Source organism: Alteromonas sp. Cnat3-28 (assembly GCF_022348265.1).
In the GTDB taxonomy this organism is placed as follows: Bacteria; Pseudomonadota; Gammaproteobacteria; order Enterobacterales; family Alteromonadaceae; genus Alteromonas; species Alteromonas macleodii.
On the sequence record NZ_JAKREY010000029.1, the window covers coordinates 1 to 12,848 of the forward strand.

A 12,848-nucleotide genomic window follows, 5' to 3' on the forward strand; every position below is an offset into this window, starting at 1 on the left:
CCTGCCGCCAGCGTTCAATCTGAGCCATGATCAAACTCTTCAATTAAATATATCGAAATATGAATCGTCGTTGTGACACTCTTAACGAGTGCCCACACAGATTGTCTTGTCTAAATTTTTAAAGAACGTTACTAGCTTTTGCTAGCTGCCTCTCCCGAAGCGGATGCGTATCTTACAGCGCACCTTTTTTTTGTCAACAACTTTTGTTTATTTATTTTTAAACTTGGTTTTTGACATCCTCATCAGTTGTTAGCGTTTTGCTGTTCCCTGTTGAGGAGGCGCGCATTCTACGCATTCCTGTAGCATCGTCAACACCCTTTTTTAAATAAATATAAAAAAAGCGACCGTTCGGTCGCTTTTTAATCTATTAGTACATTAAGCATGCGTTTACGCTTGTATATCCTTATTCTATAAGCTCAAAAAGGCCTATCCTCTTTATTATTGAGCGAAGACATCTGATTATTGCTACGTAATCATTCCTGCTTATTGTCTACACTTTCATTGCTTTTCTTTTTATCGGCATTGAAGTCTGCATCTTCTTCATGGTCGCCCACTACATCGTCTAACGTTACTTTCTCAACGGTACGAAACGTATTGATAGGTCCAGCTAACGCATATAGTGCAAAAACAAGGAACAATACTAAAGCGGGTTCTGTTGCCACAACAACGAATATCAGAAGAACTAAAAGAAGGCCTACAAATGGAACCTTACCGTGCCAATTAACTTCTTTGAAAGAATTGTATTTAAAGTTACTCACCATCAGCAAACCTGCCAAGCCAGTTACTGCAGCAACTATTAAACCATAGTCGGTACCAACAGCATCATACTCAACTCCAACCCATACAAGACCAGAGACAACAGCCGCAGCAGCCGGACTTGCGAGACCTTGGAAGAAACGCTTATCGGCAATACCAACTTGCGTATTGAAGCGAGCTAAACGAAGAGCTGCACCCGCTACATATATAAAGGCCGCTAACCAGCCTAACTTGCCCAGCTCAGTTAACCCCCAATTATAAGCAACAAGTGCAGGTGCCATTCCAAATGAAACCATATCTGCCATTGAGTCATACTCAGCACCAAAGTCGCTTTGCGTGTTCGTCATTCTTGCCACACGCCCATCTAAGCCATCAAAAATCATAGCAACAAAGATAGCCACTGCCGCGGCTTCGAACCTGCCGTTCATTGACGAAACCACAGCAAAGAACCCCGAAAACAACCCTGCTGTTGTTAATAAGTTGGGAAGTAAGTATATCCCTTTACGTTTTTGATCAGACATATGTCCTCATACTTCTACATATACAATTGCACTAATTATTTCATAGATATGCAGGAACGCATAGCAAAGTAAAAAGACCGCCTCGTTCCTTTACATAACGCCGTTGCAAAACGTTATTAGCTTTGCATTGATTACACGTACTCCTACCACAATGCCGACGCTTGGCTTCTATTTATTCAAGACCGCGTATGCTCATGATTAAATAAACAACTAATAACTAGGTATACGGTTACATACCTTAAATAGCTCACCGTTCATATATCATACAAGTCCATGTTGAAATTAGGTACTACCAAGTTTGTGTTCGCATAATGTGCGCACACATCACTCGGCGTGTACTTGAAGTGCTTTGCGCTTCATATATAGGAAAGCAATTATGCGAACGCTACAAAAAACGTTTTCTTTGCAAACTGTACTATTACTTTCCACAGCTTTGCTATCTACCCTGAGTGCTAATTCAGCATTCGCTACCTACTATAAAAAGCAAAGTTATTCTCACTGTGGGTCATCGAGCCAAAGCAACGAACAAAGCAATGTATGTAACTCTCCGCTGGGAGAATACACCTACGATCTAGTCGATGACAAAGTGACACAAACCAATCAGACGAATAATTCCTTTGTTCAAATAGACGGATTAAATATTAGTATGTCCGCCTTTTCTGACACACAAGGGGTTACCGGCGAAACAGTCGTTGGCGCCAAGTTAGAAAAAATCTCAGATAAATGGGCTTACGGCATAACAAACAATGATGAAGCGTACTATCGCGGCGGTGCCGATCACGCTATTGATAACCTCAATTACTTCTCTAGCGGCAGCGATAACTCGAAAAACTACCGCTTCACAAATGTAGAAAGAGATTATGATTTTATATTGCTCTCATTTGATTCTGCGGTAACACTAACTGGCGCCAGTTTTTCTTGGCTTTATGATAGTAGAGATAGTCAAGTGTCTGTGGCTGCGCTTAGTAACACCGCTAAACTAACGTCTGGCGTTAACACATGGAGTCATATCGTTGAAGATGCACTAACGTCAGCTTCATTCGACATTGAGAGTTGTGAATATTTAGATCACCGTGCAGATTTCACGTTTACTGAGTCAGCACAATATTGGCTTGTAGGGGCATACAATACAGTATTTGGAAATATTGGTGGAGAATTTAACAACGACGCTTTCAAACTCGCCAACATTGGGTTTTCAGTTACAGAAACTGCGGGTACACCAGATCCAACCAAAGTCTCTGAGCCTGGCACTATTGGGCTACTTATGGCATGTTCACTTTTCGTAATGTGGCGCCGTAAAAAAACCATTTGAAGAAATTAGACTTTAGATCACTGACAGGTGGTACAACCTGTCAGTTTTTTTTACTCACTTCCTTTCCCTCGCACCTAAATACAACAAAAACCCCATAAAAACATACACTTGAAAAATTGGCACAATTCCAGCTTAGAAAAAAAATAAATTGCCTCTTTGTTGAATTTAAGCTGTAAGGCCAATAACTATGAACAAGCTGTTAAAATTTTCATTTTCGTCGTTGCTTTTAATCTGTACGTCAGCGTCTTACGCTGGTGATTCAATGCTCGAATACTACAACTACGATATGATTGCTCAGAAAGTTAGCAAAGGATTTGAGCCTACAACTAACTCAATTAAAATCGATAATTCTGATATCTACGTTTCTTATACGACTTGGGCGGACACAGAATATTCTGACACCGACGGTGATGACCGTGTAGTGAGACAAAACGGCCTTAGTTATTCGAAGACATACGGCTTGTCAATGCGCAATAGAGACCATGGTGGCAACCTTACTGATTGGCATACTATTGATAACAACCAAGGTGACTGGAAATACGATTTCGACATGGTGCTTTTCTCATTTAGTGAAGAAGTAGCACTTACTAATACGAAGTTCAACTATCTTACTGGTGCCGGGAACGAACAACAGTTAACCGTTGTTGGATTCAATGATATCGACATATTTAAAAACGCATCGAACACTGTAACTACATGGGAAAATATTGCTTCATCAAGTGCCATCACTTCGGTCACACATAAGAATATATCTAGAACACCGCAAGGGCTTGGGAAGTATGAAGTAACCTATCCTACTTTGACCGAAGCAAAATATTGGCTTATCGGCGCATACAATACTTATTTTGATCCAAACGGTAGTATGGATGACTTCACTGGTTCAGGCTTTAAACTAGCCTCGCTAGGTATTTCTAGACAAGGCGAAAACACGACAACCGACGTCAATGAGCCTGGTGCTATGGCACTAATGCTAATGGGTATCGGCCTGATGCTTTATCGCCGCAAGCGTCTCGTTTAATGGTTTAAAAACACGTAGAAAACACGTATCTTTAGAAGGTGGCTTAAGCCACCTTTTTTTATGCTATTTTTAAGCCAGCAGTTAGGCTAATTTTCGAAGGTATATATGGATTTTTGTAATAATAAAAAGGGTGTTGTACGTCGTGCACTTATTTCTGCAGTTGCCACTTCTTTTCTCTCATTTAGCAGCCACGCTACAACATCTGAAGACTATGAAAAAGCGCTAACTGCGTTTAATCAAAATGCCTACGATGAAGCCTATATCCATCTTAAAAACAGCTTGCAAAAAGACCCAGAAAACCTAGCAGCAAAAATACTGATGGGTGAAATTTTGCTTATTAATGGCTACTTAACTGCCGCTGAAATGGAGTTCGTAGAAGCGCTTGAAATGGGTGCCGATATCAACCTTTTGGCAGAGCCGCTTGGCAACACATGGTTGTTCTTAAACAAATACAAAGAGATTGTAGACTTTTCTGATTTAAACAAACTGTCGGGCGATGCAGAACGTGAGTGGCTTTTAATTCGCGCAACGGCGTGTATTAGACTGGAGGATGAGTCATGCGCCTTACGTGACTACAACACTATCGTTTCACGTACACCTAACTTCGTACCAGCAATAAACGGGTTGGCGTCCATTGCTCTTCAAAATGAAGATTTATCCAAAGCGACCTCGCTTATCAATAAAGCTATGTCGTTAGAACCAGAAAATGCAATAACATGGCGATTGAAGGGGCAACTCGCATACCGACAGGGTGATACAGACGCTGCAACCGCACATTTACAGAAAGCACTGACTTTTAATCGAGAAGATCCCATTGCATTAAGGAATCTTGTTGATTTGTATTTAGAAGCGAAAGACTACGACACGGCAAAACTGTTCGTAGATGAGATAATCCAAGATACACCCAATGATCCGCTGGCCATTTTACTTAATAGCTGGTTACAAAGCAGAGACAACCAGCAAGCTATCGATAACGAAAAACTAAAAGAACTTAACGACTTCATGGCTCAACTGGATCCTGAGCTTATTACCTCACAGCCCATGTTGCTTTACATAAGTGGTTTAACTAACTTCTTTAATAACAACATGGAGACAGCCGCGAAAGATTTTAACGCTTATCTGCAACAAGAGCCTGATGACTTACAGGCGGTATTGATGTTGAGCCAAGTTTACATGGCGACTCAACAAGATAAACAGGCCCTTGCCCTGCTTGAACGTCATCAGGATGCGTTAATGGAAGACCCAGACTCAGCACTGCTTTTAGGTGACTTATTTATTCGCCAAAACAAAGCCTTTAAAGCCGAGCGACTTTTGCAAAATCTTGAATATAAATACCCGAATGAAAACAAGCTCCAGCTATTTAAGATTAAATTAATGGCTGCCAGAGGTAAGCAAGATGAAGCGCTATCGATTCTTGAAAATAACTTATCTACCTACAAGGATAATGCCGGCTTTCTTTTCACTTATTCATTGATGAATTTACAAGCTCAGCAGTTTAAGAATGCATTAAAAGGCGCTGACTTACTAAGCGCATTGTTTCCAAACGAAGCAGAAGTTTTCAATCTTAAAGCCGGTATCTTGATTAGACAGGGTCGATTAGAAGAAGCCAAGATCAACATAGAAAAAGCGCTAGCGCAAAACCCGACGCTTTTCCCTGCGAAATTCAATTTAGCAGCCACGGAAAGCCGTTTAGGAAATGTCGATAAATCTAACCTGCTAGTAGAAGAGTTACTTGCTCTGTCTCCCCAACATAATGAAACGCTGATGCTGAAAGCGTTCAATTTAAGCAAAGCAGGAAATCTAGAAGAAGCTAAGCAAATTTATCTCGATATATTGACGCTCACGCCTTCAAATACTGGAGCGAGAGAGCGCGTTTCGTCTTTGTATCAACAACAAGGCGACACAAAAAATGCGCTCTATCACTTAGACCTCTTAATCAAAGACGATTTCGACAACGCCGATTATCTCCTTCGAAAAGCAGCGCTTCAGTTAGAAGCAGGCCAACGTGCCGATGCAGAAAAAACGCTAAGTATTGTGAGGAATTTTATCAATGACGATGCCGGCAAGCTTATCGCATATGCTGATCAAGCTCGGAGTGTTGATAATAATGAAAACGCCTTAGACGCCATGGCCCGAGCGTATGAAATAGCGAATACAAGTACGTTTGTCACGTTGCGCTATGTGAGCCTACTGCTCGACATGCAAAACAACGACAAAGCACAATCATTGCTAACAACCATTCCCGCAAACCAACAACTAAATCCGGTTTATTATTTCTTGAAAGGCCGACTGGCAGCAAATAAGGGAAACAGTGAACAAGCTATCAAAGAGTTTGAAAAAGCGTTAGACGTAGACGCTACTTTTGCACAGGCTTTTGTTGCCATTTACAACTACGCACTGAACGATCAGTTTGTCGATGTATTCTTGAATACGGCAAGAAAACTGGTGAGCGAGAATGAAAACAATCTGCTGGCAAAAAACCTGTTGGCGCAATACTTATTCTTCATTCAAGAGTTCGATGAGTCGATAGCGCTTTACAAGGAGCTTGTTGAGCAACCAAACTTACTCAACCCTGCTGAGGCTTACAATCGCCTAGCGATCATGCATATCGAGGAATCGCTAGTCACTGCAAAAAACTATGCACGTCAGGCCTACGAGCTTCAACCAAACTCAGCAAAAATATTGGATACCTACGGTCACATCAAAGCGCTACAAGGAGACTATGAAGGCAGCCTTAAAATGCTGAGGGATGCGTTCGCCAGAGACGCCAACGACCCAAATATTCGCTATCATCTGGGCTACACGCTAGCCAAACTCAATAGAATTGAAGAGGCGAAGAAAGAGCTAGAATATGCAGTAAATGTAGAGCGTCCCTTCTTTAAGCGCCCGCAAGCAAGAGCATTATTGGAGAGCCTTTAAGGCTCTCGCTCGGATTAAGTAGAGATTAATTCAACTAAAGACAGCACGAACAGTTGCGTTTGTGCTTTTCCATTTTGCCAATACCAGGGTTAAACGTATTGGTTGGATCTAAGTCTTTGTAAAATTTCTGCAAGTTACTTTCGGCTTCATACAAATGACCTACATTGTGTTCAGCCGGATACTTAGCGCCACGACTGTCTAATAGTGCCAACATATCTGCTTTTACTTTTTTGGCGTCGCTGCCTTTTTTAAGTATGTAATCTTGATGGAAGACATGGCAGAAGAAATGTCCATAATAAAGTGACTTTTCAACGTGTTTGGCGATGTGCTCAGGCAGGTTCTCGACCCATAAATCATCATTGCGGCGCAATGCGATGTCCAATGCTAAGATATCTCCTACTTGCTTATGGTGTAACGTTTGATAGCGAACCGCGGCGCCAGCTGCAGCAAAACGTAATAAAAACGCCTTAGACGCTTCTTCTTCATTACAAGTAATGAAGTCACCATCTAGCTTCTCTTCGTTAAATAGCTTGGCCAAAAGCGTTTTAACCTCTTCGATGCCACCATCGCTCATTTTAAGGATTAGATGATGCTCGTACTTGTCGCGGTAAGTTCTTATACTCGAGGGTATTTGGTCAGAAAAGAACTTACTACCAAACTGCATCAATCTGTCGCTTAGGTAAGGAGGAAGCAGAGGTAACTTGTTGAGCACGGCATCCACCCGCCCTTTGAGTGCAAACATTTTAGGTAGCGAGTCAGTTCCCAAACGCTGAATACTTATGATGGTATCTTTTCCGTAAACATCTGCAATATCGAACATTTCTCTATGAAGATATTCACCCACCTCAGGAACGTTTTCACATTGAGTCAGTATGTCTCTGCGAATACGAGTAAGTACAGAGGCATCATTCGTACCGATATAAAACGTTTGTTCTTTATTAGGCACTTCGAATGTGTCTAAGCGCACCGCGAACACAGCAATTTTACCTGCGCATCCACTGGCTTCGTAAAGCCGTGTTGGATCGGCATTAAAGCGACTCGGCGTATCAGCATTTACGTCTCTAACGATGTATTCATAATCACTTGCCGACGCTTTCATACTGGTTTCAGGTAGAGATTTTGGAAAGTTGCCTGAAGAAAGGTTTCCGATAATTTCTTCTGGCGTGTCGCCTAAATCTATCCCTAGGTGATTAACAAGCTTTAGCTCTCCGCTTTTATCCACCTGAGCGAACAGCGATAACTCAGTATAGGCAGGTCCCCTTTTTACAAGTGCCCCACCTGAGTTGTTTGCAACACCACCGACAATAGACGCACCTAGGCATGACGAACCAATTACAGAGTGAGGCGCACGCCCGAGTGGCTTTAGCGCCTTTTCAAGTTTGAACAGTGTTGCTCCCGGAAAGCTCAATACTTGCGTTCCGTCGTTAACCAGAACAATATCGTCCATTGCTAACGTATTTATAACCACCACTGGTCTATCGTAGTCGCTTCCACTTGGCGTTGAGCCTTCGGTCAAGCCGGTTTTCGCGGCCTGCATAATAATGATGCAGTTATATTCAACGCAAACCTTTAGCACTTCCCAATATTGCATTAGCGTATGTGGAAAAAGTACAGCCAATGCTTCGCCCTCGCCTGATCGCCACCCCTTGCGATAGTGCTCAGTTTGGCGCGTTCCTACGGCAAGGTTGCTTTCCCCGAGTACGCGTTTAAAAGCGTCAATAATTGGGGTTGTTTGCATGTATAACTCCTTAGAACAGTGCAATGCGTATTAAAAAATTAGTTTGTGCCGACTAATGGACCGCCGACTTCAAACACATAAACCCCCAACCATACTAAAATACCTGCAAATGCAACGTAATATATAGTTGGGATAATAGTCTTTCTTAAAGTAGCGCCCTCTTGCCCCATTAATCCTACCGTTGCCGACGCGGCTACAACATTGTGTATTGCAATCATATTTCCGGCAGCCGCCCCAACGGCTTGCGCTGCGATAATTAGTGCAGGTGACAATTGAAGGCTTAGTGCTGCTTCGAACTGAAACTGGCTGAACATCATATTTGATACTGTATTCGAGCCTGCGATAAATGCACCTAATGCACCAATAGTAGGGCTAATTAATGGGAAAGCTTCGCCAAACATATTGGCGAACAATTGCGCGCCAGCTATCGGCATACTGACGATGTCGGCGCCATTCACACCTGAATTTATAAAAAGCCTAACCATAGGAATTGTGAACATCAATACAAAACCAGCACTTAGCAACGTTTTGCTGGAATCATTGAAAGCCTTAAACAACACTTCTCCCTTGGATACCTTTTTACTTTGAATGATTACTGCAACCAATGCACCTATTAACAACAACCCACCAGGAAGATATAGCGGACTGATTGATGCACTTACACCCGTTTCACCCAGTATGTTGTCAAATGAGAGTGTCAGCGACGTAGTAAATTCTTTTATTGTTGGAAACACTCTGGATATAACGAGCAAGAGTGCAACAACTAAATAAGGGACCCAAGCCGTAACCCAATGCATGGCCTTTTGTGACGTTATGTCGTCTGCTTTTATTTCCAAATTACCCAGCCAACCTTTGTCCCATGACGCTTTCGGCGGGAAATCCCATGTTGTTTTAGGCATCAAGAAACCATTTTTAGCTGCAGTAACAACCACTGCCAAGCTCACCAATCCTCCAATCAACGATGGAAATTCAGGGCCTAATACAATGCCGGTAAATACGTAAGGAATGGTAAAGCTGACGCCCGCGAATAAGGCGAAAGGTAGAATTTGTAACCCTTCGCGCCAAGACTTATTGGAGCCAAAAAAGCGAGTGAGCATTACAGCCATTAAAACTGGCATAAATGAGCCAATAATTCCGTGGATAATTGCCACTTCAGAGGTGATTAGTTGAATAAACTGCTCCCATTGCCAGCCTTGAGCCTGCAAAGTCTGACTGATCGCTTGGCCGTCTAAACCTTTGTTTACACCAATGACAATAGGCGTTCCCACTGCGCCAAAAGAGACAGGTGTGCTTTGGATCATCATACCAATAAGTACGGCAGCCAATGCAGGAAAACCGATGGCAACAAGCAAAGGAGCCGCTATAGCGGCCGGCGTGCCAAAACCAGAAGCACCTTCAATAAAAGTACCGAAGCACCAAGCAATGATTATTGCCTGGACTCTTCTATCAGGTGAAATATTGGTGAAACCCTGGCGGATAACATCAATTGCTCCAGTATATTTCAATGTGTTGAGCAGAAAAATTGCACCAAATACAATCCACAAAACAGATACTGTAATCACTAAGCCTTGTAGAATTGAAGCGCCCACCCGTACTGCTGACATATCCCATGCTAAAAGTGCCATAAGTGCTGTACTTGCTAATACAACTGGCATTGCTCTTTTCGCAGACCACTGTAAACCCAATAGCAGCACTGCTGAAAGCGTTATAGGTAGCAATGCTAATAATCCAAGGGTTATCTCATTCATGAGTTTTCCTCTTATTATAATTAGTTAATTATTCGAGTTTCTAACGTTAGAAAATCGATGTTAATGCAGGGTTAAAATTTAGGTATGCGACTGTACTAATTTCTCACGTGTTGATATATATGCATTAAAGACAAAGTTTATTTCCATTTTTGGACTAATAGTGGCAAAAGCAGACGATATTATCCTTTTTGTGAACGTAGTTGATGAAGGCTCTTTTTCAAAGGTCGCTCAAAAACTCAACCTAACTAATTCTGTAGTAAGTAAGCGTATCGCACGATTAGAATCAGATTTGAACGTTCAATTGCTTTACCGCTCTACACGAAAGCTCAATTTAACTGATGCAGGAAGAACACTGTACAATAAGGCGAGAATCGCCAATTTAGCCATTCAAGACGCAGAAGATGCTGTCAGTGGTTACAGTGATGAAGTGCGTGGAAAAATCCGAATTACTATGCCCAATGTATCGGCAAAACTGGTCTTAAATCGCGCAATTGCCGAGTTTTGCAATTTACACGAAGAGGTGGATGTAGAGCTTGCAATTACCAATCGCGTCACCAATATCATTGAAGAAGGTTACGATCTCGCCATTCGTACAGCACATCTTGAGGACTCCTCTCTTATTGCTAAACGCCTTATAGATTCAAAATGGATAGTATGCGCAAGCCCCACATATCTTAAAAACAAAAGCCGCCCAAATCATCCTGATGACTTAACTGAACATAATTGTTTAATTTACAAGTACGATAGCACTGGCCCAGACTTCTGGCCGTTTCATATTGAAGGAGAGCTTCACAACGTGCAAATTGGTGGGCGAATACAGTCAAATAACTTGGATGCGTTAAGGCAAGCCGCTATTGCAGGTGTGGGTGTAGCATTTCTTCCCAAGGCATTAGTGCATGAAGATATCGAAGATGGGGCGCTTTCGCCTTTACTTGTCGAGTACGTAACTAAGACTATGGGTATTTATGCCGTTTATCCTCGTTCGCGTCAGCCTGACAAAAAGCTAAAGCTACTGGTCAACTACCTTCAAGAGGCGTTTAGCAATAGAAGCGCCTATTTTTATTGATAAACATTGAAGTAATCTCCGTTTACATCAAAAACATGGCGCTAAACATAATTGAAGCGATCTTAAAACGCGAACTTAGCTGACGCTTGGATGTAATTGGAGTCAATGCTGTCTATATTGTCATCATTGATAGAATAAGCACCAAACTCTAGGCCAACATCGAGGCGCGGCGCTACCGTATCAATAACATTCACCGCCCAGTGCGAACGTTTGCGCCCCAAAATATCTGTTTTAGCTGCTCCATAAAATACAGTGCTGCGGAGGGTTTCGGTCCAAAAATGGCGATACGCTACGGTATAAGCCAGCGTACTTTCCGTTTCCAATGTTTGAGTTGCAGGATCCTCAACAACATCAGCGGTCATGCCAGCTGCAGCATACCGACCGGGCTTACCCGCGGTTAATTGAAAACGTAGATCATCTTTTGCAAAAAGTGGTATTTTGCCTGCGATATTTACTGCTGCTGTAACTTCTTCAACCCCTCCTTGATCGACAAGTCGTATTACAGAGCCGAAAGCATATTGCCCATATTGACTATCTAAATTGTATCGTACAACAAAGTCGGGCGTAGACTCATCAGGGTCAGCGGCTACACCTGTAAGCCCTACGGCATTGGCAGGTGCGTCGGTATCACCATCCCCAATGGTCTCTGGGCTTTCGATGGCAAATTGCCAGTTTCCAGAGGTGTATCTAACCTGAACTTGCCTTGCAAACACTTCTCCTACATGAGGACCACCAAAATCTAACGACTCAGGAATAACGTGAAGCGGCATAAAGGTGCTCCAGTTTTGCCCCGCACTCCAGTTCTTATAGGTGATGAAGAAGTGACGTAATCTCAAGTTAGTAGAGTTACTTACCGCTTCGTTACCGCCTCCGCCATACATATCGACTTCTATAAAAGTACTCACCTCCCCTATAGAAACGCCCATATTTAAGCGTGACTCTCCTACATTGAAACCTGTGTGTGATGTCTCTATTGCTTCCCCGCCAGGAAAATTACCAATCCAATAATCCTGATAAGCAATATCCCCTTCAACATGCCTGACATCTACTTTGGCATAACCTCCAACACTAACCTTAACGTGTTCGTTACCGACCTTCCCGTTGAACAACTCTATGCCGTGAGAAGGGTTAAGAATTAGCGCTAATGCACAAGCAGATAAGCGTAGGGTGTATTTATTGTTTGTTTTCATTATTCGTCCTAATAGCTGAAACTATTTAACATGTCGTTAACGGGCGGATAATGTATTCGTTCGTGCTCAGAGGATAAACCGAGTTTAGAATATTAACTTTTTCCTAAATTCGCATAATCAGAGGTTTACTTTTTGAATGTTAATTGTGTAAAGAGATGAAGAATATTGAGCATAAATCGCTCAATAGAAAAATAATAAAAGGCTACTTGTTGCTAACACGATAAGTGAAAGTAATGATATTGATTGAAGTGTCTTACCCCAACTTTGCGAAAACCAACTTAAACACAAAGACAGAGAAAACACAGTAAGTGCAGACATTATAGTATCTGCAGGCGAGAATGTCGCTTGGTTTACACTCAATGCAAATACGGCAAAACCAGTACCTATGGCACCGACTGCGCTCACAATCATGCATAATATGAAATGCGCACAAAGCTTAGCTATATCTCGGGGCATTGAGCGCGCAGAAACTACCGCTTCGTTTGAATTATATAACTGCATCGCAACCTCTTAACCCTCTCAATAATAAGTTAATGATAATAGTTATCATTATTAAATCAAGAAAATTAATTAGCTGTAT

Annotated in this window: 9 protein-coding genes; 4 read left to right on the top strand and 5 right to left on the bottom strand. The window is 42.2% G+C overall.

Features of this window, described 5'->3' with window-relative positions; all coding sequences use genetic code 11:
- Positions 1–473 precede the first annotated feature (473 nt).
- Positions 474–1,277 (bottom strand): CDP-diacylglycerol--serine O-phosphatidyltransferase, encoded by an 804-nt coding sequence (gene pssA, locus MHM87_RS18645; RefSeq protein WP_014950059.1) that lies wholly within the window; start codon positions 1,275–1,277, stop codon positions 474–476.
- A gap of 376 nt (positions 1,278–1,653) precedes the next feature.
- Here pssA and xdp1 (MHM87_RS18650) point away from each other — a divergent pair, with 376 nt between their 5' ends.
- The 3 genes from xdp1 (MHM87_RS18650) to prsT all read left to right on the top strand — a co-directional run bounded on the left by xdp1 (MHM87_RS18650) (position 1,654) and on the right by prsT (position 6,526).
- Entirely contained in the window at positions 1,654–2,589 is a 936-nt protein-coding gene (xdp1, locus tag MHM87_RS18650; protein ID WP_239260636.1) for an exosortase-dependent surface protein XDP1, read from the top strand.
- A 187-nt stretch (positions 2,590–2,776) separates the two neighbouring features.
- The gene (xdp1, locus tag MHM87_RS18655) at positions 2,777–3,607 is read left to right on the top strand and encodes an exosortase-dependent surface protein XDP1 (RefSeq protein WP_131137738.1); all 831 of its coding nucleotides are present in this window, start codon (positions 2,777–2,779) and stop codon (positions 3,605–3,607) included.
- Positions 3,608–3,712: 105 nt separating this feature from the next.
- A complete protein-coding gene (prsT, locus tag MHM87_RS18660) occupies positions 3,713–6,526 on the top strand; it encodes an XrtA/PEP-CTERM system TPR-repeat protein PrsT (RefSeq protein WP_239260638.1) in 2,814 nt (937 codons plus the stop codon).
- Between the two features lie 34 nt (positions 6,527–6,560).
- Here prsT and dld read toward each other — a convergent pair whose 3' ends face one another.
- Together dld and MHM87_RS18670 are read right to left on the bottom strand one after the other, a co-directional pair.
- The gene (gene dld, locus MHM87_RS18665) at positions 6,561–8,264 is read right to left on the bottom strand and encodes a D-lactate dehydrogenase (protein WP_239260640.1); all 1,704 of its coding nucleotides are present in this window, start codon (positions 8,262–8,264) and stop codon (positions 6,561–6,563) included.
- A gap of 38 nt (positions 8,265–8,302) precedes the next feature.
- Positions 8,303–10,012, bottom strand: a complete 1,710-nt coding sequence (locus tag MHM87_RS18670; protein WP_239260642.1) for an L-lactate permease — start codon at positions 10,010–10,012, stop codon at positions 8,303–8,305.
- A gap of 160 nt (positions 10,013–10,172) precedes the next feature.
- Here MHM87_RS18670 and MHM87_RS18675 point away from each other — a divergent pair, with 160 nt between their 5' ends.
- Positions 10,173–11,078: a LysR family transcriptional regulator gene (locus tag MHM87_RS18675; protein WP_014979761.1), complete on the top strand. Its 906-nt coding sequence runs from the start codon at positions 10,173–10,175 to the stop codon at positions 11,076–11,078.
- A gap of 62 nt (positions 11,079–11,140) precedes the next feature.
- Here MHM87_RS18675 and MHM87_RS18680 read toward each other — a convergent pair whose 3' ends face one another.
- Entirely contained in the window at positions 11,141–12,268 is a 1,128-nt protein-coding gene (locus MHM87_RS18680; RefSeq protein WP_014976971.1) for a DcaP family trimeric outer membrane transporter, read from the bottom strand.
- 180 nt (positions 12,269–12,448) lie between these two features.
- Positions 12,449–12,769 carry a hypothetical protein gene (locus MHM87_RS18685; protein WP_014950067.1) on the bottom strand — a complete coding sequence of 107 codons (321 nt, stop codon included), beginning with the start codon at positions 12,767–12,769 and terminating at the stop codon, positions 12,449–12,451.
- Positions 12,770–12,848: the final 79 nt, after the last annotated feature.